At 36.9% G+C, this 25681-nt stretch carries 22 protein-coding genes and 1 other RNA gene; 6 read left to right on the top strand and 17 right to left on the bottom strand.

Features of this window, described 5'->3' with window-relative positions:
• Positions 1-43 precede the first annotated feature (43 nt).
• The 9 genes from DCS32_RS01675 to DCS32_RS01715 all read right to left on the bottom strand — a co-directional run bounded on the left by DCS32_RS01675 (position 44) and on the right by DCS32_RS01715 (position 9709).
• A complete protein-coding gene (locus DCS32_RS01675) occupies positions 44-1444 on the bottom strand; it encodes a M20/M25/M40 family metallo-hydrolase (RefSeq protein ID WP_108876715.1) in 1401 nt (466 codons plus the stop codon).
• Positions 1437-2315, bottom strand: a complete 879-nt coding sequence (locus tag DCS32_RS01680; RefSeq protein WP_108876716.1) for a PPK2 family polyphosphate kinase — start codon at positions 2313-2315, stop codon at positions 1437-1439. The genes DCS32_RS01675 and DCS32_RS01680 overlap by 8 nt, the downstream gene beginning before the upstream one ends.
• Before the next feature lie 7 nt (positions 2316-2322).
• Positions 2323-3486, bottom strand: coding sequence for a sigma-54-dependent transcriptional regulator (locus DCS32_RS01685; RefSeq protein WP_108876717.1), 1164 nt, complete (start codon positions 3484-3486; stop codon positions 2323-2325).
• 2 nt (positions 3487-3488) lie between these two features.
• Positions 3489-4385 carry a DUF6268 family outer membrane beta-barrel protein gene (locus DCS32_RS01690; RefSeq protein WP_108876718.1) on the bottom strand — a complete coding sequence of 299 codons (897 nt, stop codon included), beginning with the start codon at positions 4383-4385 and terminating at the stop codon, positions 3489-3491.
• Complete coding sequence (locus DCS32_RS01695) at positions 4378-5373, bottom strand: mechanosensitive ion channel family protein (RefSeq protein WP_108876719.1); 996 nt, start codon at positions 5371-5373, stop codon at positions 4378-4380. The genes DCS32_RS01690 and DCS32_RS01695 overlap by 8 nt, the downstream gene beginning before the upstream one ends.
• Positions 5358-6662 carry an ABC transporter permease gene (locus tag DCS32_RS01700; RefSeq protein WP_108876720.1) on the bottom strand — a complete coding sequence of 435 codons (1305 nt, stop codon included), beginning with the start codon at positions 6660-6662 and terminating at the stop codon, positions 5358-5360. Before DCS32_RS01700 ends, DCS32_RS01695 begins: the two co-directional genes overlap by 16 nt.
• Positions 6659-7597: an ABC transporter ATP-binding protein gene (locus DCS32_RS01705; protein ID WP_108876721.1), complete on the bottom strand. Its 939-nt coding sequence runs from the start codon at positions 7595-7597 to the stop codon at positions 6659-6661. The genes DCS32_RS01700 and DCS32_RS01705 overlap by 4 nt, the downstream gene beginning before the upstream one ends.
• Positions 7598-7922: 325 nt before the next feature.
• The gene (gene dnaJ, locus DCS32_RS01710) at positions 7923-9053 is read right to left on the bottom strand and encodes a molecular chaperone DnaJ (protein WP_108876722.1); all 1131 of its coding nucleotides are present in this window, start codon (positions 9051-9053) and stop codon (positions 7923-7925) included.
• An 89-nt stretch (positions 9054-9142) separates the two neighbouring features.
• On the bottom strand, positions 9143-9709 hold the full coding sequence (locus tag DCS32_RS01715; RefSeq protein WP_108876723.1) for a nucleotide exchange factor GrpE: 567 nt from the start codon (positions 9707-9709) through the stop codon (positions 9143-9145).
• Between the two features lie 429 nt (positions 9710-10138).
• On the opposite strand from DCS32_RS01715, the gene DCS32_RS01720 reads away from it, so the two are divergent.
• On the top strand, positions 10139-10804 hold the full coding sequence (locus DCS32_RS01720) for a YceI family protein (RefSeq protein ID WP_108876724.1): 666 nt from the start codon (positions 10139-10141) through the stop codon (positions 10802-10804).
• Positions 10805-10864: 60 nt separating this feature from the next.
• Here DCS32_RS01720 and DCS32_RS01725 read toward each other — a convergent pair whose 3' ends face one another.
• Both DCS32_RS01725 and DCS32_RS01730 read right to left on the bottom strand, forming a co-directional pair.
• Positions 10865-11785: a TIGR01777 family oxidoreductase gene (locus tag DCS32_RS01725; protein ID WP_108876725.1), complete on the bottom strand. Its 921-nt coding sequence runs from the start codon at positions 11783-11785 to the stop codon at positions 10865-10867.
• An 84-nt stretch (positions 11786-11869) separates the two neighbouring features.
• Positions 11870-13075, bottom strand: coding sequence for an NAD(P)-dependent oxidoreductase (locus DCS32_RS01730; protein ID WP_108876726.1), 1206 nt, complete (start codon positions 13073-13075; stop codon positions 11870-11872).
• Between the two features lie 126 nt (positions 13076-13201).
• Between DCS32_RS01730 and ssrA the strand changes: the two genes are divergently transcribed.
• Positions 13202-13600: a transfer-messenger RNA gene (ssrA, locus tag DCS32_RS01735) on the top strand.
• 168 nt (positions 13601-13768) lie between these two features.
• Here ssrA and DCS32_RS01740 read toward each other — a convergent pair.
• The 3 genes from DCS32_RS01740 to DCS32_RS01750 form a co-directional block, all read right to left on the bottom strand.
• Positions 13769-13987 carry a hypothetical protein gene (locus DCS32_RS01740; RefSeq protein ID WP_108876727.1) on the bottom strand — a complete coding sequence of 73 codons (219 nt, stop codon included), beginning with the start codon at positions 13985-13987 and terminating at the stop codon, positions 13769-13771.
• A 365-nt stretch (positions 13988-14352) separates the two neighbouring features.
• Entirely contained in the window at positions 14353-15012 is a 660-nt protein-coding gene (locus tag DCS32_RS01745; protein ID WP_108876728.1) for an HAD family hydrolase, read from the bottom strand.
• Positions 15013-15015: 3 nt separating this feature from the next.
• Entirely contained in the window at positions 15016-16317 is a 1302-nt protein-coding gene (locus DCS32_RS01750) for a D-arabinono-1,4-lactone oxidase (RefSeq protein WP_108876729.1), read from the bottom strand.
• Between the two features lie 434 nt (positions 16318-16751).
• Here DCS32_RS01750 and DCS32_RS01755 point away from each other — a divergent pair, with 434 nt between their 5' ends.
• The 4 genes from DCS32_RS01755 (at position 16752) to DCS32_RS01770 (ending at position 20733) form a co-directional block, all read left to right on the top strand.
• Positions 16752-18392 (top strand): tetratricopeptide repeat protein, encoded by a 1641-nt coding sequence (locus tag DCS32_RS01755; protein WP_108876730.1) that lies wholly within the window; start codon positions 16752-16754, stop codon positions 18390-18392.
• The gene (locus DCS32_RS01760; RefSeq protein WP_108876731.1) at positions 18392-19057 is read left to right on the top strand and encodes a response regulator; all 666 of its coding nucleotides are present in this window, start codon (positions 18392-18394) and stop codon (positions 19055-19057) included. Before DCS32_RS01755 ends, DCS32_RS01760 begins: the two co-directional genes overlap by 1 nt.
• Before the next feature lie 948 nt (positions 19058-20005).
• Complete coding sequence (locus DCS32_RS01765; protein ID WP_013751496.1) at positions 20006-20368, top strand: DUF6567 family protein; 363 nt, start codon at positions 20006-20008, stop codon at positions 20366-20368.
• 86 nt (positions 20369-20454) lie between these two features.
• Positions 20455-20733, top strand: coding sequence for a hypothetical protein (locus tag DCS32_RS01770; protein ID WP_108876732.1), 279 nt, complete (start codon positions 20455-20457; stop codon positions 20731-20733).
• A 558-nt stretch (positions 20734-21291) separates the two neighbouring features.
• Here DCS32_RS01770 and DCS32_RS01775 read toward each other — a convergent pair.
• The 3 genes from DCS32_RS01775 to DCS32_RS01785 are packed head-to-tail and all read right to left on the bottom strand — an operon-like array spanning position 21292 to position 25677.
• Entirely contained in the window at positions 21292-21696 is a 405-nt protein-coding gene (locus tag DCS32_RS01775) for a hypothetical protein (RefSeq protein ID WP_108876733.1), read from the bottom strand.
• A gap of 53 nt (positions 21697-21749) precedes the next feature.
• On the bottom strand, positions 21750-23501 hold the full coding sequence (locus DCS32_RS01780) for a hypothetical protein (RefSeq protein ID WP_108876734.1): 1752 nt from the start codon (positions 23499-23501) through the stop codon (positions 21750-21752).
• Complete coding sequence (locus DCS32_RS01785) at positions 23491-25677, bottom strand: DUF4175 family protein (RefSeq protein ID WP_239057547.1); 2187 nt, start codon at positions 25675-25677, stop codon at positions 23491-23493. The genes DCS32_RS01780 and DCS32_RS01785 overlap by 11 nt, the downstream gene beginning before the upstream one ends.
• Between the last annotated feature and the right edge of the window lie 4 nt (positions 25678-25681).

Below are 25681 nucleotides of genomic sequence, written 5' to 3' on the forward strand. Positions count from 1 at the left end.
AAGTATAAATTAAGTTTTAATTATTGTATAATCGGCATCTGCATTATTTACCTGAAGGCTGTATATAGTTATCCATCAAATATAGTAGGCTAGTCATTGTGGCAGCGCCCAGTTCAAGTTCTCTTTTATTTACTGCGTCAAAGGTATCATTTGCTGCATGGTGATGGTCAAAATAACGTTGCGAGTCTGGACGCAGTCCTGCGAGCACAATACCATCATTTGTAGCTTTGAGCGGACCAATATCTGCGCCGCTCCCTCCTCTTGTAAAGTCGTGAATTAAGTAAGGCTCAAATAATGATTTCCAAGTAAGCACTTCATTGAAGTTACGATCATCACTATCAAAAGAAAAACCTCTTGGTGTAAATCCGCCAGAGTCACTTTCTAAAGCAAATACATGGTTTTCACCTTTTGCCTTTGCTTCTTGTGCATATTTATTACCTCCTCGAAGGCCATTTTCTTCATTCATGAATAATACTACACGAATACTATGCTTAGGCTTATAACCTATTGCCTTCATTAATCGTAGCGCTTCCATACTTTGTACTACTCCTGCTCCATCATCATGCGATCCGTCTCCTAGATCCCAAGAATCTAAGTGACCACCTACAACCATGTATTTATCTGGATATTCACTTCCTGTAATTTCAGCAATCACATTATGCGACTCTACATCTGCAAGATTCTTACAAGACATTTTATAAAAAAATTTGGTGTCAGGATTTAGCTTTAAAGAGGTACTTAAAAGCGCTGCTCCTTTGGTACTTATTGCAGCTGCAGGAATACGTTTTGAATTAGGCAAATCACCATAAGACATCGATCCTGTATGTGGGTAATCATCAAAGCTGTGTGTCACAGATCTTACAATCACACCTACCGCTCCTAGCTTTGCAGCTTCCATCGCTCCTGCATAACGCTGGTCTACACAACCACCATAAGCTTGAAAAGTTCTTATAAGCTCATCATCCATAGGTCTATTAAAAAAGACAATCTTTCCTTTTACCTCGTTTGGATCGAGTGCTTTTAATTCTTCTATTCCCATTACCTCCACTACATTGGCCTTAAGTCCAGTGGTTTTTGTCGCAACAGATCCTCCAAGTGCGCAAATAGGCACAGAGGTAGTGCTTGCATTATCTCCTTCTATAAATGCTCTTTCGGCTTCACCTCGTATCCATTTTGGCACCATCACTGGTTGTAACCATACCTTATCAAGACCCACTTTTTCTAGTTCGCTTTTTGTCCAGGTCACCGCTCTTTCGGCTCCTAAGCTTCCGCTTAGTCTCGATCCTATTTGATTAGACAAGTGATCAAGCCACTCGTAACTTTGTCCTTCTGTAAGCGCTGCCGAATATATTTTTCTCACAGTAATTGAATCATTTTGCGCTTTCGCGAAAGCGGAAACAACTACAAGTGCAGTCGCAAGGATATAATGTAAATTTTTATTCATTGCTTAGCTGTTCTTTATAATCGGCAAGATTTGCCTTTGTTTTATCGTCTAATTCTGGCTCTTGAATATCGTCATATTGCGACAGTGTCTCTAGTAATATGGTTGCTACTGCAAGACGTGCAGCAGGCTTATTATCTGCTGGAATCACATACCACGGAGCTTTCTCTGTAGAAGTACGATTTATGGCGTCCTCATAATATTCTTGATAAGTATCCCAGAGCTTGCGCTCCTTTAAATCTCCAGCCGAAAATTTCCAGTTCTTCTCTTTCTTATTAAGTCTGCGTAATAATCTATCTTTCTGCTCATCTTTAGATAAATGCATAAAGAATTTATAGATGATGGTTCCGTTCTCTGTAAGATGCTTTTCGAAGTTTTTGATTTGTTCAAATCGCTTATCCCAGAATGCGTCATTGACATCATCTATACTATGAACGTTAGGAAGTTTTTCTCCTAAAATATATTCTGGGTGCACTCGAGTTACAAGTACATTTTCATAATGCGTACGGTTATGGACACCAAATTTCCCACGCTCTGGCAGCGCAAGGTAATGACGCCATAAGTAGTCATGACTTAACTCTAGCTCTGTAGGCACTTTGAAGCTTTGTACCTCAACACCGCGTGCATTAAAATCCTTAAAGACTTCACGTATGAGACTATCCTTACCAGAAGTGTCCATCCCTTGAAGACAAACTAGCACGCTATATTTATCATGCGCGTACATGGTGTCTTGGAGTTTACCTAGTTTCTTACGTATTTTCTTGAGCTTGCGTTCTAGCTCCTTCTCTTCTACGTCTGAAAACATGATGGTTTCTCTATCTGAAAGTGTTACTCCGTTTGTGATTTTATAATCTTCTGGTTTAATGTCACTCATAATTATATTATTTACTAGCAAATAGTTTTACATCTCCTTCTGACACTTCTGGGCCACTTAAGATAATAAGTCGTTCTACTACATTGCGCAGTTCACGTATATTTCCTGTCCAGTCATAAGCCTTAAGTAAATCAATGGCTTTGTCTGAAAATGATTTTTTTGCAGTTCCCTGCTCTTGAGAGATTTTCTTTGCAAAATGTTCTATAAGAATCGGAATGTCATCTCTACGATCATTGAGCGCTGGCACTTTAATTAAAATTACTGCCAGTCTATGATATAAATCCTCACGGAATCTTCCTTCTGCTATTTCTTCTTTTAGATTCTTATTAGTTGCCGCCACTACACGCACATCCACTTTAATGTCTTTATCACTACCTACACGTTGTACACGGCTTTCTTGTAAAGCTCTAAGTACTTTGGCCTGTGCAGAAAGACTCATATCTCCTATTTCATCTAGAAAAATAGTTCCACCGTTTGCAGCTTCAAACTTTCCAGCACGATCTTTATTTGCGCTAGTAAAAGCACCTTTTACGTGGCCAAAAAGTTCGCTCTCTATAAGTTCTGACGGGATGGCAGCACAGTTTACCTCTATAAGTGCTCCTTTTGCACGATCACTTTTCTCGTGCAGCCAGTGTGCTACCAGCTCTTTACCAGTACCATTAGGTCCAGTAATAAGTACTCTAGCATCTGTAGGTGCAACCTTCTCAATCATTTCTTTAATTTGACCGATCTCCTTGCTTTTACCCACCATCTCGTATTTCTTACTCACCTTTTTCTTAAGCTGAATGTTTTCTACAACAAGGGTTTTACGGTCTAGTGCGTTGCGTACCGTATTAAGTAATCTATTAAGGTCTGGCGGCTTAGATATATAATCAAAAGCTCCTAAACGCATCGTGTTTACAGCCGTATCTAGGTCACCATGCCCTGAGATCATTACCATAGGAGTTTCTGGCTTGAGCTTACGTGCAGCTTCAAGTACCTCAACACCATCCATTTTAGGCATTTTAATATCACAAAGGACTAAGTCATAGTCTTCCTCGCGGATCTTATTAATACCTTCAAGTCCATCTGCAGCTTCTTCTACTTGATAATCCTTACTCTCTTCTGATAATATTTTAGTAAGTACACGACGTATCGCAGCCTCATCCTCTATAATTAAAATCTTTGCCATTGTTATATTTTAAATTTTATACCTGAACGACCGTAAAACGTATTTCTGTCGTTTATGGTAAATACATCATCTCTATCGCCATCACGTAATCGTATGTCATTTATAATCGTGTGTCCAGCATATATATAGAATACTAAGTGTTTTGTAAAACAGTATTCATATCCTACGCCAAATAGTGCTACCATCATAGAGATACTCTCCGCAGTTTCAAACTCACCAGCAGGTATTGCAACATCTACATTATCTTGAATATTTGCATAAAATCCATCAAGTGTCACAAAACTTTGAAGTATGTGCCTACGGTCTTTCCCAAAATAGCGTTTTATATTTGATTTTGGAACACCTAGCGTATATGACCAGTCTGGATGAAATTCTTTATAATAGTTTACAAAAGGTAATGGAAATGGTCTTCCAGATTCTGTATCATAGCGACCACCAATAATAAGTCGCCACGGTTTATCCAGACCTTCATTTGTTTTATCGTTAATAAAATATAAAGCCCCAGTATGCACATAATCACTACTAGCAGCAGACCCTGTACTAAAATTAGACGTTACCGTAGTACCTAGTTTTGCTCCTATGCGCCACTCCTCACTTATTTTCTGAGTATATCCTAGAGACAGACTAAACGATTGAAATCTATCTAAGTCTTCACGGCTAAAAGGCACAACATCTTCAAACTTCAAATTCACATTGCGATATTCAAATCCAGGAACTAAGTATGTATCTTCTTTAAGTTTTATAGGAACATTAATAAATGTTCTAAACCTCCTAAACGAATTATCAGATTGCTCCTGCGGGAAGTATGTATACTCAATCCTAGCTAAATCTGTAAGCTGAGCAAAACAAGTACCACTCAACAGTAGTAATACTATAATAATGTTAGTCTGTTTATTCATCAATCATATCATTTTTAAGGGGTTCAATATTGGTGTTAACTGCTGTTTTATTAGGTGTATATACTGGATTTGCCGTATTAAAAAGATGTACATCCCTCTGTGGAAAAGGAATGGTAATCCCGCTTTCGCGAAAACGGTCGTCTATCGCATACCTAAGCGCACTTTTGATTCTTGGGTCTACAAAACTGTCTCTCACAAAAAAGTATAGACCAAAATCCAGCGAACTATCACCAAAGTTTTCAAAAAGCGCAAAAGGCTTTGGATGCTTTAAAATCTCAGGATGTGCGACTGCACATTCTAGTAATATTTTTTCTACCTGTCTAGTATCACTTCCATAAGCAACGCCCACCTTTACATTCTCTCGGGTAGTTTTATGATTTTGAGTGTAATTATAAACAGTATCAGTTATAAACTTATGATTGGGTATAATTATTACTTTATCATCTCTTGTTAATGCTCTTGTAGTACGTAGTTTTATTTCAAACACACGACCTACTCTTCCATCCATTTCAATAATATCTCCTGCAGATATAGACTTATCTATCATAATAAGGATACCACCTATTACGTCTTGAAATACCTCTTGCAATGCAAGACCCAGACCAACAAATAATGCTGCGGATGCTGTGAGCAGCACCGTAATATTAATCCCTGAAGCACTCATCGTAGCAAGCACTACCACTATATAAGCGATATACTTGATAAACTTAAAAACGCTTACAAACTTAAGTTTGTCATCGCCCTCCATTTTACGTGTCATTAACACACGTATCCACTTAAGGAGAATGCTTGTGAGTATAAAAGCTATTATTAGAATGATAAGGTGACCCACTGTAAAACCTATATGATTAGGTTCTTTACCTACACTTATAAGCTCAAAGCCAAGCCACTCTTTAATAGTGCCCCAGACATCTTCTTCTATAATATCTTTTACTTTATCTACAGTCTCTTCCTGTAGAACAAAAAGGAGTGCTAGTATTTTAACCATTTAATTAAATCTTTATAAGTAGGTTTTTTACCATACATCAATATCCCTACGCGATATATTTTTGAACCAAACCATACTGTAAACACGAATGATGCCACTAGTAAGGTAATAGACAATGCAAGTTGCCACACCGGAACCTCAAATGGTATACGCATTAACATCACAATAGGCGAGGTAAGCGGTATAATTGAAAAAACTGTTGCTACGGTACCATGAGGATTATCTATTACTGCAAAAAAGCCAACATAAATACCTAACATCAACGGCATAATGATAGGCAACATAAACTGCTGAGTATCTGTCTCATTATCTACTGCTGCACCTATTGCCGCATATATAGAGCTATATAAGAAGTATCCTCCTATAAAATAAATAAAGAAGCCTACTACGAGTTGCAATAGCGGAAGTTTTTGAATTTCTTGTAGTAACTCAATCACCATCCCAGGGTCTTCTGCAATTTGTTGTGCTTGAGAAGCAGCAGGGCTCGCCGCTGATGCCGCTGAAGGATCTATACCGAATACCGTGGTTAATACCACTAGCAATACTCCTCCCACAATAACCCAAATCGAGAATTGCGTAATTCCGGCAAGTGTAGTACCTAGTATTTTACCCATCATTAGTTGGAAAGGTTTTACAGACGATATGATTACTTCAATGATTCTATTAGTCTTTTCCTCAATCACAGAACGCATCACCATGTTGCCATAAATGATAATAAACATCATTAATAAGTAACCCGCAGCTCCTCCAAAACCAGCCTTCACCCAGTTACTCATTTTAGAACTCGTTTCTCCAGAAAAGTTTTCTATTTGCACGTCAATACTGCTTTTGGCAGTTTCTAATGTGTTTAAATCTATACCTTGAGCGATGAGATTTTCATCGGTCATTTTCTTTTCAATGCGTTTTTCTATATCTCCTATAAAACTAAAAGAAGGTGTTTCATTACCGTAAAAGGTAACTGCATCTTCTACTATAGCAGCATTATCGTTAATATGGATGAGCCCATAATACCCTTCGCCTTTTGCAACCTCTTTTCCAGCTTCCAGTCCTTGATCACTTAGATTGAGATAGGTAGTTTGGTCAGTATTGAAAAATACAGTTTCAAATTTCCCAGAGTCGTCTACTACTACAATTGTGCGTTTATCTTCGCTATTAAGTTGAGTAAGGTAAGAGATTAATAAAATCATCCCCACAAGTATAAGCGGACTCAAAAATGTCATTATTAAAAATGACTTATTGCGCACTCTTGCAATGTATTCCCTCTTTATAATTAACTTAAGTATGCTCATTTGTTTTGACTAACTGTTTGAATGAAGATATCGTTTACACTTGGTATCACTTCCATAAAATGGGTGACTTGTCCATGATTTTTCAAGGTAGTAAGTAATTCATTTGGCGTAGACTTATCACCCATTTCCACACGAAGCTTGTGTTCATTACCCAAACTTTTAAAATGCGCTGGAGTTACATTAAAAGCAGCTTTGAGTTCTTGTTCTGCTTTCGCGAAAGCGGTCTCATCTACAACTTGTACTCCTACATCAAACGTATTATTCTGGTATGCTCTCTTAATGCTGTTTACTTCACCATCGAGAATTTTATTAGATTTATTAATAAGTGCTATATGATCACAAAGCTCCTCTACAGATTCCATACGGTGTGTACTAAAGATAACCGTCGCACCCTCATCACGCAATTGTAAAATCTCATCCTTAATAAGATTTGCATTTATAGGATCAAACCCACTGAAGGGTTCATCAAAAATGAGCAACTTAGGCTGATGCATTACGGTCACTACAAATTGGATTTTCTGCGCTTGACCTTTAGAAAGCTCCTGAATTTTTTTATCCCACCAGTCTCCTATTTTCAGTTTTTCAAACCAATGTTTGGCTCGTTTTTTTGCATCTGCTTTAGATAAACCTTTAAGTTGGGCTAGGTAAAGTACCTGCTCCCCTACTTTCATAGATTTATATAAGCCACGCTCTTCTGGCATATAGCCTATGTCGCGTATGTGATGTTGTTGTAATGGCTCACCTCCCAGCGTTACACTACCGGTATCTGGCATGGTAATCTGGTTGATAATACGAATGAGTGTTGTCTTTCCTGCGCCATTAGGGCCTAGGAGGCCAAAAATGCTTCCTTCTGGAACAGCAATGGAAACGTTATTAAGTGCGGTAAAGTCACCAAACTTCTTTGAGACTGTATCTGCAACGAGTAATGAATTCATAGATAGTGGTTAATCAAGCTAAGATAGGAATATGACCTGACGGAGGCATAACTGTTAGCTATAATTTAGGAGTTTTATTAAACGTGCTGAGACCTTTACAGTTATAAACCATTTATTATAACGAGAAAACTAGACAAACAGTATTATAAAACAAGATTTACAAAACGTCCTAAAAGCAAAACCCACCCTAGACGTAAGTTCAGGATGGGAAAAAAAATTGCTATGAAAAAGAAAAATAACGTCAAACATTGTTTAACGTTATTCAAATATAAGTTTTTTTTATGAACCCTATAATTTTGGTTTCACAAAATTTGAAAGTTTCACATTATGAGAACATATCTTTAACTTTTTCAAAGAATGACTTATCTCCAGTTTCAGGATTAGGCATAAAATTATCATCTGTTGCCATCTTCTCAAAAAACTGCTTTTGCTCTTTATTAAGTGTCTTAGGCGTCCATACATTTACGTGTACTAATAAATCTCCTTTACCGTACCCATTTATAGATGGAATACCTTTACCACGCAAGCGTAGTATCTTACCACTTTGTACACCTTCTTCTATCTTGATACGTACTTTACCAGTAACAGTATCAATCTCTTTAGATGTACCTAGCACTGCCTCACTAATACTAATGTAAAGATCTAGGTGAAGGTTATCACCTTCTCTCTGTAAGAACTCGTGATCTTTTTCTTCTATTGCTACAAGTAAATCTCCTGCAATACCGTTACCCGGCGCTTCGTTACCTTTTCCAGTAACCTTAAGCTGCATTCCATCTACTACTCCTGCAGGTATTTTGATACTTACAGTTTCTTCATCTATAATAAGTCCTTGAGCATCTGCTCCATCTGGACGTTTGTCAATCATTTGCCCTGCACCACCACATGTAGTACAAGGAGCACTTGTTTGCATACGTCCTAAAATAGTATTCTGGATTTTTGTTACTTGTCCAGCACCATTACAGGTAGTACACGTTTTATATGAAACTCCAGCGGCTTGCTTTTTACGCTTAACCTTGATTTTTTTCTCAACGCCGTTTGCAATTTCTTCAATAGTAAGTTTTACACGAATACGTAAGTTACTTCCCTTCACTCGACGCTGACCTCCGCCACCACCAAATCCAGAAAAACCACCTCCGCCGCCACCAAAAGCACCGCCGAAAATATCTCCAAACTGACTGAAGATATCATCCATGTTCATACCTCCACCACCGAAGCCGCCACCGCCACCTCCGCCTTCAAAGGCTTGGTGACCGTATTGATCATAACGAGCACGCTTGTTATCATCACTAAGCACCTCATATGCCTCTGCAGCTTTCTTAAAGTTTGCTTCTGCAGTATCATCACCAGGGTTTTTATCTGGGTGATATTGCACCGCTTTCTTTCGGTACGCTTTTTTAATTTCGGCTGCTGTGGCTCCTTTTGAGATACCTAATATGTCGTAAAAATCTTCTTTCATAATCAAAGCTCAGCGTTACTGAGCACTCTTAATCTATTGCAATCGCAGTATAAGTTTAGCCCAATACTGAGATATAAATCATTTTAAAATTATTGTCCCGTAACTACTTTAGGAAACCGGATGATCTTATCTCCCAGTTTATATCCCTTTTCTATCACGTCTACAATTTTACCTTTCAATTTCTTGCTAGGTGCTGGTATTTGAGTTATTGCCTCATGTTGATCTGCATTAAAATCATCTCCAGCTCTCACACTCATTTCTTCAAGTCCTTTAGACTTAAGCGTCTCCTTAAATTTATTGCTTATAAGCGTCATTCCTTTTACGTGAACGTCGTCTTTATCGCCTTTAAATTCATTAAGAGCACGGTCAAAATCATCTGCAACTGGAAGCATCGCTTGTATGACTTCTTGTCCAGCTGTTTTATATAACTCTATACGCTCCTTAGTAGTACGTCTTTTGTAATTCTCAAATTCGGCAAAAAGGCGTAAAAATTTATCTTTCTCCTCTGCAAGTTGATCTTGAACGATTTCTAGTTCGCTTCTTTCATCTTTTACTTCCTCAGCAGGCTCTACCGTTGCATCTTCTGCCTCGTGTACAAACTGCTCTTGAGCAGCTTCGTCTACTGTATTATCTGGTGTTTTATCTTCTGTTGCCATAATGGTCTTAAATTCAATTTTTATTGAGGTGGCAAAAGTACTGCCAATTGTATCAAAATGTCAAAATGTCACTGGCTTTTTAAAAGTTACAGTTTTGTACATTTTCAATGTTCTAAACTATAAATCTGCATTATAACAATAACTATAATATAGTAGATACTTTGCTCTGTTTCTCTATCTAATCTTTACTACTCAAGAAGAAATATATAAGTAGCAACGAGCCTTCAAAATACACTCATTAATAACTTAGATCAAATTACAGCGTTTGAGATGATGCTCAGCCCTTATTCCCATTACTAATATTTAATCAAAGAACTTGTTATAATGTTTGTTACGCTTTCGCGAAAGCGTACTACTATTTAAGATAACATTATGATAAGGGCTATGGATAAATGTTAATTTTGCAGTTCACTAAATAATATTATCAACATGAAAAAACAAATTTTAAATACACTTGCTGCTGTAGCTCTTGTTGCAGGAGTAGTTTCTTGTAAAGGAGAAAAGAATGAGACAGAAGCAAAAGATGCTCAAGAAGTTGCTGTAGTAGAAGATGCTGCAAAATTTAAGGTAGATGCTGCAGGCTCTACAATTGCATGGGTAGGAAGCAAGCCTACAGGAAAGCACAACGGAACTATCAACATAGAAAACGGTGTTGTGAACGTTGCAGGAGATGCTATTACTGGAACATTTCTTATTGACATGACTTCTATTACTGTAACTGACCTTGAGGCTGGTGACGGAAAAGAAAGTCTTGAAGGACACTTAAAAGGAATGGCAGAAGGAAAAGAAGATCATTTCTTTAACGTTGCAAAATATCCTACTGCTGCTTTTGAAGTAACTGGAGTTACAGAAAAAGATGGTAAAAAAATGATGCAAGGTAACCTTACTATAAGAGACCAGAAGAAGAACATTGAGTTCCCAGTTTCTTATGCTGTAGAAGGTGAAAATATGACACTTACAAGTGAACCATTTACTATAGATCGTACTGATTGGGGAGTAAACTACGGATCACAATCTGTATTTGACGATTTAGGAGATAAATTTATTTCTGACGATATCGAGCTTACTGTAAATCTTAAAGCTACAAAAGCTTAAGACTTACTTTTTAAAAAGCATAAAAAAAGCCACTCTCACGAGTGGCTTTTCTTTTTTTGGTTAATCCAATAAGCTTTCAATAGCCTTGTCAATTTTTGGATACTTAAATTGATATCCATCTGTCTTAATTTTAAGAGCACTTACTTTCTGACTTTCAAGTACGATTGCTGCCATGTCGCCTAGCATGAGTTTAAGTGCAAACTTAGGAACTCTAGAGATTATAAGCGGTTTACCCATAGTGTCTGCCACCACTTCTGTCAGCTTTTTATTTGTAACTGGATGTGGAGCTACTCCATTATATATTCCAGCCAATTTATTTTTTAATATATGGAAGTAAATCCCTGCCATATCATCCACATGAATCCATGATTGCCATTGCTTTCCAGATCCTAGTGGCGCTCCAGCTCCATATTTTACAGGTTGCATGATCTTAGGTAACGCTCCACTATCTTTATCAAGAATAATCCCCGTTCTCACACGGCTAGTAATGATGTCAAGTTTTTGAAATTCTAAAGCAGCTTTCTCCCATTCTTCAACAACTTGTCCTAAAAATCCTTTAGCATATTCTGGATATGACTCATCATACATTTTTGTAAATGAAGATGGATATCCACCTACTGCGCTAGCAGATATGTAATGTTTTATAGAAATAGGTTGGTTTTTAGACCGCTTTCGCGAAAGCGCACTATACAACAATCTCGCTGTTGTAGCTCTACTTTCAAAAATTGCCTTTTTATTTTCTGGTGTCCAGCGCTGCGCAATAGATGCTCCGGCGAGATGGATAATAGTTTCTACTCCTTCAAAACATGCTTCGTCTAGCTCGTCTGTCTTTGTGTTCCAGTAAAATCCTTTATAATTAGGTGTATCCTCAATTTTATCTTTTGAGGTAGTTAGATAATGTACACTTATGCCGTCTTTATGACACAAATCTGTAAGCGCGCGCCCCACTAATCCTGTTGCGCCTGTAATAAGTACTTTCATTATTATTTGATTGATGAGGAATAAAGGTACAAAGTAGCATCATTTATCCTTTAACACTTGTAGGAATTTAGTGTAATTTTAACGTTACTCTTTCCCATCTACATAGTCTTGAAGATAGTTGTAACGCTCAGTAAGCTTTCCATCTTGCGTCATTCTGGCACGCTCAAGAAGTCCTGTCTTATCACCATCAAAAAATGCTGGAATCACATGCTTTAAAAACATCTCACCAAAACCTTCACTAGCGTCCTTAGGTAACTCACAAGGAAGATTATCTACCGCCATCATTGCAATCACACCATCCTTATTATAATCATCTTCTTGTTCTGTAGCAGGATTGTATCCATAAAAAGGATCTGCAATAGTAGAAGGACGTATCGTACTAGCTACTGGACCATCTATGTCGCAAGAAATGTCTGCAACAAGATTAATCTTAAACTCTGGACGTTTTGCATCTTCTCTAGTAAATAAATAAGGAGCACCGTCACCGTAAAAATGCCCCGCAATAAAGTAGTCTGTAACTTTTGCATACTTCATAAAGTCACTCTCATAGCCAGAAGGATCTTTATAAAACTCTGCTCGAGCACCCTCTGTACCATCAATACGTTTATTATACTCCAGTACGTCAATAGTACAATATACTGGTTCACTGAATTCTTCATTTAAATAAGCCTGATCTGTCACCTCCTTAATATTAAGATGATCTAAAATTTCTTGTGCTCCACGGGCAACCTTTCCGCTACCTGAAAGACAAATCTTAATAGCAGGAAGTTTAATCTTATCGAGCTCGCGCTTTACAGCATCTAGGTCTAACAACGTTTCTACCTTAGGGAGTTCAAAAAGTCCATCACGTAATCCTAATAATCTAAATCCATTATATGCCCCTACGAGACCTGCATAGCGACCAAAACCTATAAGTCGCGCTCCACTAGCCTCCGTAATTACTTCGTGATCATACATCTCGATATTCTTATCAAGCATAGCCTTAAGCAACTCACGGTTGTATGGTTGCTTCTTAATGGTATGGCTAAAGAAGAAATACTTTTTATTAGGTACAAGCGCCTCCATAGGCACTTCTTTTACCCCAATCATTACATCTGCATCAGAGACATCTTCCTCTACGTCAAATCCGTTTATGGTGTAAGCCATGTCTGGAAACACTCTTATATCAGATGCTTCGACTACAAAGCTTGCATCTTCAAATTGCTCTCTTGCTTCTGCCAGTTTTTCTGGAGAAAAAACAACTCTTCTATCTGGTGGATTTTTACGTTCCTTGATAATGGCAAATTTCATAGTGTGTGAAGTTTTGGCAGTGTCTGTAGTTGGTACAGCTTTTGCATAATATTAATAGCAAATATAAGCTTTAGTAGTATATTTGTAGTTCCGCTTTCGCGAAAGCAAGGTGGAAATTTTAATACTGGGGTCGACTGGTTTTGACAGCGAGACCAATAGTATTGTAAGCGTGTCGAGCGCTGGAAAACAGCTCGTAAATCTCATTTTTCATCTTTTTAAACGGCGAGAACAACTACGCCCTAGCTGCATAATCTGAATTATAGTAAGATTACGCCTCGGTCTACAAGGTAGACAAGCAGGAAGTCACTCGAGAGCCTTGGTTTACGGCAATCGATATAGTGACTTCGTAAAAGTAAACCTATCCCTCGTAGGGCTTTGATGCGAGAGAGACACCTAATTGAAGATAAGGGGTGCGTTGGTAGTTTCTAACCGGCAATCTCACGAAAATTTAAACAGAAACTACACACGTAGAAAGCAGTAATATTGCTTGTTTGGACGAGGGTTCGAATCCCTCCGACTCCACTAATTGAGTATCAAAACTCAATAAAAAATCCCGTAAACGTCTAGTTTACGGGATTTTTCACTTCCATCAATATCGGTTAATATAACCGACATGAAATCTTAAATTGTATTATACAGCGTTGATTATAAGTTTCCACTGTAGTATTTTGAAATAATTTCAAAGCAATAACCTTATTGTTTTGATTTTTGCTCTGCATTCTTATGATCATTTTGTTGCACTGCATTTTCTTTATTAGAAAGTGTCTTGCTTCCAGCTCTACTAGCCTCTCCAGCATCCCGTTTAGGTTGGGATGAGTCCTTATTCTGATCTCCGTATTGATTTACGTGCTTATCCTTATGCACACCGTGCTCCTTATTGTCAAGATCTGCAGCTCTTTTAGTATTGTCCATAATGCTTATTATATTAGTTTTCTTTTTATTTTCTTCAAATTTGGAACAAACTCTTCTTTAAAAGATCGATTATTCTTTATCCAATCATAGGTATAATAACCTAGTTGAGCGACTGTCACTATTCTGAATAGTTTTCCTACTAATTTCATGTGGTTCGTTTTAGTTTCACATAAATTTAATTGGATACTAATATAATGTAAGCTTGATTATGACATTTTAACTAGCAATCGTTAAAGACCTCTAAATGATTCACCTAGAGTACCATTATTTTAAGTTTTATTAAAGAAGCCTAATGAGGTATTAAAAGACAAGTGCTTATAGAGACATTCAAATTCTCAATCTCCGATGATAATAATTTCTATTAACTATGAAGTTATAAGTTTATCAATAGTTCCCATCGCATCAGATAGCGAATCAAATTGATAATTAGTTTGACTGATAATATTTTCGGAAACTACACAATGTGATTGTATGTAAACAGATTTCATACCTGAATGTAAAGCTGCTTGTAAACCTAGCTCGCTATCCTCAAAGATGTAAACATCTTTAAAGTCAGCTGGTTTTATATGTAAACTAGTTGCCAACTTTAAATAAGGTTCGGGATTGGGTTTTGGATTTACATAATCCTCATAGCCATACATTACGGGTACTTCAAACCCCCAAAATTTTATACAGTCTTTTACAAAGTTACTGCTTGCGTTACTGGCTATACCATAAGGAATGTTACGCTTTTTGAGATATTCAAAGAGCTTTCCAACACCGTTATAATGTTCTACTTCATCAATATGCTCAGTTAGATAATTGTTTTTAACTTTTAGTAGCTCCTCCGCTTGAGAATGACTTCCAAATTTTTCACACAATATCTCTGATATAATTATTGGTGATGCTCCAGATTTGATATCCCCAGATGTTATTACTACATTAGCATCAAGCACCTCGTTTACAGCAAACTGCCAAGAGGCAAAATGTATATGCTTACTGTGAGCTATCACTCCATCAAAATCAAATAATACTCCTTTAACCATTAATTATATTTTTTCTGAAAAAATAGAAGCTAAGTACTTGTTTAAAAACTTGTTTGTAGGATCCATTGATTTACGTAAATCCTTAAAATCATTCCACTTTGGGTAGAGTTTAGTTAACTCTGGATCCTTAGCAGCAAAACGCTTTCCCCAGTGTGGTCTTCCTCCATATTTGAGAAAAATATTCTCCACTGTTTTAAATGCCTCGTAACTATCTGCACTAGATGCATCTCTTGAAACGCAACCCATAGTTACTGTTTTTCTTTTATAAGCATTACTCAACCAGCTATCATCACTATCTACAAATCGCACATCCATAGGTATGTGGATGAATGATTTATTTTTAAAACTATTTATAGTTTCAGACAGTTCTTTAAGTAATGATGGGAATTTATCAAAATCAACAGTCCATTCTGCAAGCTCAAGAGTTGACCCTCTAGATTTTGTAACTGTAGCCTGGTATAAATTTCCTTTATGTTCTTTTCTACTTTTAAAAAATCGCTTGTAGAGAATTTTATTTGCAAAGTAAATGGTCCAAGGAGCTGTCTTAGTCAGCTGATATAAAAATTTTGAGGCCTTTCTTCTATTTTTTAAATATGCAGGTCCTAGATCTTCTTCGACATGTTGGTCTTTCGGAATCTTCTTTCCTTTTATAACATATCCCATTCCTGTATGAGGAAGCCATAATATTCTTAAGAAATCATGATTAGATAAATAGCTACTTAGATTCTTAGTCCACAAAGCATCGCTCTCTGGTTCTTCAATCAGATGTAGTGTATATGATTCCTCACATTGAAGTGTAATTGTAGAGAACGCCCCTAAGACTCCCAGAGATACTCTCACGGCATCCATGAGCATATCATCTTCGTTAATTACCTGGATTGTTCCATCTGCTTTGATGAGTCTACAACTCGTCATGTATGAAGAGATAAGCCCTCCATTAGTACCATGTGTTCCAGTTGCTAAGGCTCCACCTAATGTAATAGTATTGATGTCTGGCAAACAGGGAATACACCAATCGAGACTCTCTATTTTCTCTAGAAGATCTTTAAGTTCAATTCCAGATTGGACAGTTATTTTTTTAGATGCTTTGTCAATATCAATTATCTGATTATAATTTTTGATATTAATAAGTGTGTCAGTCCCAGCAGCAATATCTGATGACGATTGTTTCGAACCGTAAAATCTAACACTGTCAGAGTTCTTAATGGCGTCTGCAAATTCTTCTTCTGTAGTAACGTCATAGCTATTAGTAAATGAATGTTTTACATTTTCATTCCAGCTAATCCAAGTATTTTCTTTCTTCAATTTTTTTATTGCAAAGTTATATTGAATTTTAACAAATTACTATCGTAATTGAACCTTTAATTAGCGCTAATAATTCTTTAAAGATAATTTTCCATTAAGGTGATATAACTTAAATTCTCTGTAACATCTATGTCTAAGGAGTTACATTGTATATCATTAATCTCGACGGTTCATAATATTTCTATTGATTTACATTGTACTGTGAATTCCGTCACTTCGTTTTTTCATTAAAAAATTTATACCAAAACTCCACAACGAACTCCATGAATTCTACAATCTCGCACCAATTTGAGACGGGTTTCTTCAAATACACCTAACTACTATTGTTAGTTTGACTATTGCGTACGCTTTCGCGAAAGCGTAACTATCCACATCAATATTTTTTACTTACAAACCCGTTATTTCCCACTTACAAAATATAATATCTTTGAGGGATGCAGAAATCTACTATTACAACCCTACTTGTATTTCTAGTGCTCACGCTTTGTAGTATCTGGATAACACCACTTTCTGCACAGACACCTATAGATAGCACTCAGCATTACTATAGAGTTATTGCCTACCCACAAAACACTGAGGATGTGACAGCGGGTATTAATTACTTCAAGCGCCAACTTGAAAATCCTAAAAACGATAAAGCCCGCTATAATTATTTCTCTGAGCTTATATCCTTAGGGCATTTAAATAATGGTGACATTTTTGAGAGTGAAAAAACCACCATCAACCTCTTAAAAGATATTCCTGTGACAGATACACAAACCATCGTTCGTCTCAGAAATAGGCTGGGTAGGTTGCATAGAAGTCTTAATAACCTGCCGCTAGCCCTAGAAAATTACCAGCAAGCACTGGCTATGACAACAAAAAAGGAAGATAGTATTACCATTTCAAATAATATCGCCACCATTTATATGGAGCGCTCATCTTATGAGAAAGCGGCTCAAGTCTTAAGTCCCTTTATTAAGGATACAGACCGCATAGAAGAAAATAACACACTGACCACTATATATGACAACTATGGCTATAGTATTACTCAAATAGGTGATTTTAAGGGTGAGGCATTGATGCTAGAAGCGCTAGCTATTAATGAAAAAGGCCGAAATATAACGGGAAGTTTTTCAACAAATAGACATCTAGCATACTACTACCATCAGCAAGGCAAAGAAGCACTAGCCAAAAAACATGCCCTTCAAGCAAAAGATATTGCTTACAGTATTAATAATCCTAGATATAAACTTGAAGCTCTCGGACTAGCGATAGATATAGGCGCAACAGCAAATGCCTATGTTTTTAAAAAACTATCAGACAGCTTATACAAAGTGCAAACTCTTCAAGAAAATAAATATGCAGCTCAAAAGTATGAATACGCCACGTTCCAAACCCAAGCAAAGGAAAGCGAGCTCATAGCACAGCAGGAGAAGGTTAATAAAACACGCTACCAGTTCTTAGCTTTATTTATTATGGTAATCACGGTAGGTATTATTATCTTTCTTTCTTTACGCCATAAAAGAAAGCGCCTTGAACAAGTATATATCACAGAAACAAAAATCTCAAAGAGATTACATGACGAAGTTGCAAATGATGTTTACAAACTAATCTCACAAGTGCAAACTAATACATACAATGAAAGTCACTTACTAGATAATCTAGAGCATATTTATAGTAGAACTCGAGATATATCTAGAGAAAATAGTTTTATTGAGACAGAAGAATCTTTCCACACGACCTTACGTGATTTGTTATTGAGTTATAAAACTCCTTCTCTCAACATTATCACAAAAGGTATCGACAAGGTAGATTGGAATCAAATTTCAAAAGTACACAAGACTACTATTTATAGGGTTTTACAAGAGTTAATTACAAATACTAATAAACATAGTAAAGCATCTATAGCCTTTGTTGAGATTTCAAAGGAAGGTAAGAATTTGCATATTCTGTATAAGGATAATGGTATAGGCGGTGCTATAAATTCTAAAAATGGTTTGCTTAATGCGGAATCCCGTATAGAAGCTTTAAAAGGAACAATTACTTTTGAAAGTAAGTCTAAACAAGGTTTTAAAGCACAGATCAACATATAATGTTTCAAAAAGTAATTATAGCAGACGATTTAGGAAGTATCAATGAAGGTGTACAACACATTCTCACTACCTATCAAGTACCCTACATAAAACAAGTTCAATATTGTGATGAGGCATATAAACTCATTAAAAAAGCAGAAATGGATGGTAAACCCTATGACCTCATAATTTCTGATCTTTCATTTGTAGCAGACCACCGCAAACAACAATTTCCATCTGGAGATGATCTTGCAGCTGCTTTAAAGAAAGAACATCCTGAGCTCAAGATTATCATTTATACTGTAGAAGATCGCTTCCAGCGTGTGAGACAGTTATATACTGATACAGGTGTAGATGCCTTTGTATGCAAAGGACGAGAAGGAATCTCAGATCTTAAAGAGGCAATCACAACCGTTTTTAATGGAGAGCGTTATGTCTCTCCACGTGTTGCTATGGCAATGTCTGACAAAGCAGATTTACAAATAGACGAGTACGATATCACCCTCATGCGATTACTCTCTTACGGTTATTCTCATGATGAAATAAGTAAAGAACTCGTCGCTCTTAACGAGTCTCCATCGAGTCTGAGTGCTATTGAGAAAAAAATGAGCAAACTTAAAATTCAGTTTAGGGCAAATAATGCGGTTCATCTTGTTGCATTAGTAAAGGATTTAGGTATTATTTAGATAAATTTTAAAAAAAAATGCCCTGATGCGGTTTCCCGTAACGTTATTATTATAAAACCTTGTAATCTTATCACGGCTTAAAGCATGGGGGCTTTAAGTCATGGATTGTTTGTAGAGGATGTTCACTTGAACATCCTCTATTTTTTTTATAAGAAACTGATAATCAAGCACTATTAAAAATCAAAATGTTAAAAAATAAAATAATAAGCTCAAATAAAGGAAATCCGTAAAACACCTATCTAAAAATCGCGTATTCTTGTCATGGCTTAGTTGCTAGGGGTTTCTAGGCCAAATTTGTTTGTACAGGGTATCCGCTTGGGTACCCTTTTTTATTTAAAATACTAGTGTCCTTTATGGATTCGCTTTCGCGAAAGTTAAAAATGAAAAAAAACGTCCAAATAAAGGAAATCCGTAAAAGACTTATTCAAAAATCATGTATTCTTGTCTTGGCTTAGTTGCTAGGGGTTTCTAAGTCAAGATTATTTGCATTGGGCACCCACTTGGGTGCCTTTTTTTTTTGGATTTTCTTTGAAACTTGAAAAGCCTGCTTTCGCGAAAATAAAAATATCAAGACGATGGAGTTAATGGATAATTATGAGTGTAAAACTGTACATCTAAAAAAATAAAAAGAGCAAATGCGGTTTCCCGTATCTCATATTTATATAAAGCTTGTATACTTGTCACGGCTTAGTTGCTAGGGGTTTCTAAGTCGGGATTGTTTGTAAAGGGTTTCCATCTGGAGACCCTTTTTTTTTTATTATACGGAAATCATCTCATCATTTAAGAGTGGTTACTACACCTATTAAATTAATTTACAACAAATCTACCAGAATGAGGTTGCCCGTAAAGAAGTCTGCTTTGATAAAATTATGTTTGCTGCTCACTGTCGGAACAAGCCGAAAAAAGACACTAAACAGGAATAGGTAATACCTAAGATCAAGATTATTTATGAAAAAAATGTACCTTTTACTAGCACTAGTTGCTCTGTTAATGACAAGTTGTGCTTCACACTTTGGCTTACCAAAAAATTACAACCAAAACACTACAGAAGTTGTTCTTACGAAGAAGAACTTCAAAGTTGTAAAAATGGTAAAAGGAGAAGCAGAAGCTACTTATATTTTTGGAATAGGCGGACTAGCAAAAAACGGTCTCGTAGCCGAAGCAAAGGCAAAAATGCTTTCAGGAGCAGGAATGGATGGAGCTGCAAGAAGCGTAGTAAATGAGGTGGTAGAAGTAAAAACTTCTGGTTTCTTATTTGTGAGCAAATACAAAGTGATTGTATCTGCTCAAATTATTGAGTTTGTAGAGTAGTTTATATCTCTATTAATAGATTTGGATTGTGATGTAAATTACAATCCAAATCATTTTTAACTTATACTCCATTTCAAATTAATACTATGGAAAGCAAAAATCAAACGTATGGCCTTTCGGCAGAAAATCCAGTAATGGTAACTGACGTAGCTATGTCTTATTCATACCTTGATAAATTAATGACTGTCCATAAAGACTTAAGTTATCGTCGTATTAAAAGTACGTTTTCGTCCTCTGTAAATGGTGTTCTAGATAAATATGAAATATTATTAAACGACGAGCATTACTCCTTTCTATTTATCTACCCTTATGCCGAAGAAGATAAATTCACTATAGCTGAAACTTTTGAGACATTAAGAAACTAAAAGTAACATTAATTTCATACCTCATTCTACAACAGAGGCATCTACCTTAGTTTAATTATCATGGTTTTCATTCATCATAATTAGTCTAAAACCCATCCCATTTTCGCGAAAGCGAACCTCAACACCTTCTTTTTCCTTTCTCTTCTGTATCCATCATAAATGAGCAAGCTCAAAACTTTAGAGCTACAGCCATTCATTTTGTGTGTTTTGTCGATGATTTGTGTATTTCATAGGTTAAGTAGGCGTATTCATTTCAAAAATAATGGAGATGATCATGTATAGCTAATTTAGCAGTGCAGAATGACTTACTTACCTAGCATAGCGAGTATTACTCGAAGATCTAGTACAGAAAAAGAAGTATGATTATCCCTGCAGAGAAGATGTTTTTATAGATTGTTTATTAGATTGAATTCCCCCAAATTTTCAATTTGGTTTTGAGTAATGATTTGTTACCATACTTAATTTAACCTCATTGTTTTGCAAAGGCTATCCACAAGGATAGCCTTTTGCGATTTATAGGAAATCCTAAAGCAAGTAAATAAGTTGTAATCATTGCAATTACTTGATGGTAGATTTATTCAAGCGTATAAATACCCATCCAAAGAAGAGCATAAAGAGAAAGTCATTAAGACCATAGATGCTATAAAACACTCCCGCAAGTGTGTCTTGCTCGTATACTGTAGTAATTGAATGGCTTGTAAACCACTGCAGGTATACAATCACGTATGCCAATTTCTCAATCGTAAATACCGCGATAAGCCATGGTACAGACGCATAGCTTTTTGAAACAGCGATATAGGCAAATCCCCATAATACAATACCTATAAGCCCAAAATAGCCCATTACTTCTGGCTGTGTATCCATCATTACCTGATTTGTAAATCCTTTAGATAATAGTAACACACCAAGTACATTAGATAGGCCAGCTACTACAAATAGCTTAGAAATAGTTTTTGCACTCATAGATTATTATATAAACACGGATTAAACAATGACTCAAAATAAGTAATTATGCTTCACACACCTTCTAGTCTAGGCGCTACCCATAAATAGCCCATCGCAAGAATAAATATGACAAATAACCATAAACGCTCTACAGGTTCTAAAACTGTGTGGGTTTCTGCCGCCTTTTGAGCTACATTAAATGTGCGCTTATTATGATCGATTTGAGTAGATGCTCTTAACGATTTCCAGTCAGTGTCGAGCGGGATATAATAGCTGGCAACTGCGGTGCTATCTTGCGCTAGACGCAATTCATTCCAGCCTGAGTGTGATGGATATATCGTTCCCTCCCATTGATCATCTAGCAAAACATCTTGTCGTAGTGGGATTGTAACCTGCTCATTATCCAGAACCTTTGGAGCTGGTATTTCTGTGCGTAGCTTAAAGCGAAAAGGTGCATCCTTTACACCTAACTCTTCTTGAAATTCCCAGAGAACAGTAGGCAATTCTTTCTGACTTACCGCACTCAGTATGGAAGACCATAAATAGTTGTATGTTGCTTCATTACCATCAAGAATTAATTGATAGGTATCCGTCAGTGTTGTACTTCCCCATCTACCTGCACCTCGCTGAGCGTAAGCTGCCCATACATTTCCTTCTTCAGAAATAATAGGTTGTACTAGTGCTCCAGCGTCAAAACTATAAAGAATTGTAGCTACCTTAACTTTAGGCCAAGATGAGAGTGAGGTTTCTTTTTTATTATTTCGCTTGAAGCGAAAACCAAATTGTTTACCATCATTTACTACTGCCAAATCTGGCTGTATAAATACACCGAGACCTTCTTGCGATACTTGATTATTAAGTGTTCTGCGAGAACCGCTAGACAAGCCGTTGTAAGAACTAGCATCCATAATCACCACATCAAAAGCTGAAAGATTTGCACTCGTAAAGCCATAAATAGTCCCTTGCTTCCTATTAAAACTCTCAAATTTATATCGTTCCTTAGTAAGCTGACTGCGTACTAGCACTTCATGCCCCTCGTCAGCTAAATAGTTTTTGAGGTACTTAGTTTCAAACGTGGGAAAACCATTTATAATTAAAACACGCAAGCGTTCTTTTTCTTTGATAATTAGAGGTAATGGATCTTCAGAAATAATAGTACTAAGACTGTCTTTTTCAATAAGTTTATACACATACCTTCCACTTACGGAGGTTGTAGCTTGCAGCTCAAAATCAAATGCATCACCACCAGAAACTGTTACCGAATCAAGAGCATTTCCTCCGGCATCTTCTAGTACTAAGCGATTTCCTTTCATAGGCGATGTATAAACTCCGTGAATTGAAAGGGAATCACCTACGGTTGCAGATTTATTATAAGCGAGTTTTGTAATACCACTCAATCTCTCACCAGTTAAGTAGGTAGTTGCAATAGGTTCTAATTGCCAAATATCATGAGAAGCAATACCATTACCTAGTATATAAGCAGTACTTATAGCCTCGAGTTGCGAGGGATTAAAACCATCACCATCATATTTGATAATTTCTATGTCCTTGTAGGGAACCTGTAAGCTATCTAACTGCTGTTGTTTATATGCTTCTGAGAGAATAATGCCTACGCCCTTTGTACGTGGTACAGCTGTTACTGGCTGCAGCAACATCAGGGCAAGACTAACTACTGCAATAAGTGCAACTATTGCCTTTATTATCACATATTTGATGCCTGTAACGCGAAGTTCTTTCCATATAAAAAGACCCCACAATATAACGGCGCCAGCAATTACAGGCCACATCCACTCTTCATGTATAAAAGATATATTATCGATCACCCGTCTGTAGTTCTTTAATGAATATATCTTCTAGTTTTCCTCTGTATGGCTTATTAGTAATTGGCATTGCATCATTTACTGGCAATGCTTGTAATAATCCACGCTGTACTTGTCGCAATGTCGTTGCTGGTTGTTGCTTTTCTTCTGTGAGCCATTTGAGTTGTTGCAAGGTGTTAAGGTGTCTTGCGGGTTCTCTTATTGCTATCGTTGCTAGCTCTTCTCCAGCCCTGGCAAGTATTGCCTTATCTGAATCAATTAATGCTATTTCTTCAACAATATGCTTTTCAAGAAGCGCAATACTTTCCTCCATATTTACATAGGGATTAGTTGCCGCTATTTGCTCGGTTTTGTAATAATTATCAATCTCCTTGAGATCTCCAGAAAGTCGCTTATCTTCCTTAATAGGCGGCGGATCAAAACCTATACGGTGCACATAAATGCGTGCACTATTTTTAATATCTTGTATTAACGTCAATGCCCTATATTGATAAGGTAGTGACACTTTAGGATCTGCAAGACGAAGGTGGAGCTCTGCATCCCACATTTCGGCCATGGCTTGTTTGAGTTTGCTGCGCAAGGATTCCGTAAAAAGGGTTGATTCTTCAGGGTCATCGTGATTGTGTACATATCCCTCGAGTATAGATTTTTCACCTTCTTCCTCATCGCTTTCTTCATGATCATGCTCTTCTGGAACGAGATTATGTTCATTCTCACTATCGTGATCATGTCTAAAACCTGCAGTGGGATCATCTACATCAAAATCTTCATGAGGGATATCTGGAGTAACAGCGATGCCAGAATCTGCTTCATCCCCCATAAACTGTCCGTACTTTAATCGTAATGCTTTCTGATCAAAACCTAAATCATTACTTCGTTTTTTAAATTCCTTCTCAGTGAGTTGTGATCGTTCTTCTATGAGTTTCTCTGTATCGATAATCAATTGTCGCTGGCTCCTAAAGTAATCTGGCATCAAATCTGCTCCTAGGGTTCCTTCTACTCCAAAACCATCGCTCACCGTATCTTTTATTACCGCAAAGAATGTCTCGCTACGTGTAATGTTAGGCCTTGGTGTCTTTTGATCACTAACCTCAACATAAAAATACAACTCATCACCTAGCTCCATCTTCAGCTGATCTAAATTAATATTTTTAGACAATCGCATGGATTTCTCACCAACTTGAATCGACTGATTAAAAGCCAACTTTTCCTCTCTAAACTTTACAGACTCTCCTTCGCCTTTACTTACCGTGGCAACAATGTGTGCTGCTGCGATTCCGTAATCGTCACTTATTTCGGCAGTAAAGGAGAGCTTCTTATTGTCTGAATAATCAAAAGACGTAAACTGTGGTATATCTTTTATTTCAACCAAAGGCGCTTTATCTTTTAACACTTCAATTGCATAAATATCTGATGCGTAACTAGCTCCAAGCGTATCTGTAAATTTAAAATTATAGTAGCCAGATTGTGTGGGTTTGTACGCTTTCGCGAAAGCGGTACCATCACCCCTCATTTTATCATTAACTCCTATCCCTTCTACTGTAACCTCACTTACCTTACTGTCAAAATCCAATTGCCAATATAGCTGCGAACCCTCAACTGCCTTTGCATTCATCAAACTAGAAGTACGTGAACCAAGTTTTGTGTAAGCTGGGTAACGAATGGTAAGCTTCTGATTAATGAGCACAGGCGGCTTATATGCTGGAGCAACAGAATCTGTTGCAGAAAATGTCACAATCTCCTGCTCAGGTGTAGTTTCATTATTACTATTTATATTTTTCCCAAATGCATAAAAATATATGATACCGATTAGTATCAATACGCTTGCAGTAATCGCAGCATATCGCAATCTTGTTTTAGGTTTGACAGTGGTGATTTGTTGTGATAAGAGTGTGGTGATTTTCTGTTGCTGTAATTGTGCAAGTCCAGACAATCCGTCTGGCGAAGCCAACAATAAACTACTACTATATTCGGCATTATGAAGATGTTTATCAATGTAAGCACTCACAGTTCTTAGATTGATTCTCCAAGGTTTAATCATGAGCACTACTATTGCAGTTACCACTATAAAAGCGACAATACCTATTAAAAGATTTCTAGTAATCAATGCACTACAAAATCCAGCCCCGATACCATAAAGCATGGCTTCTAAGCCTCGCAATAATTGCCAGCGCTTCATGTAA

Origin of the sequence: Dokdonia sp. Dokd-P16 (assembly GCF_003095655.1) — a bacterium.
Classification (GTDB): Bacteria; Bacteroidota; Bacteroidia; order Flavobacteriales; family Flavobacteriaceae; genus Dokdonia.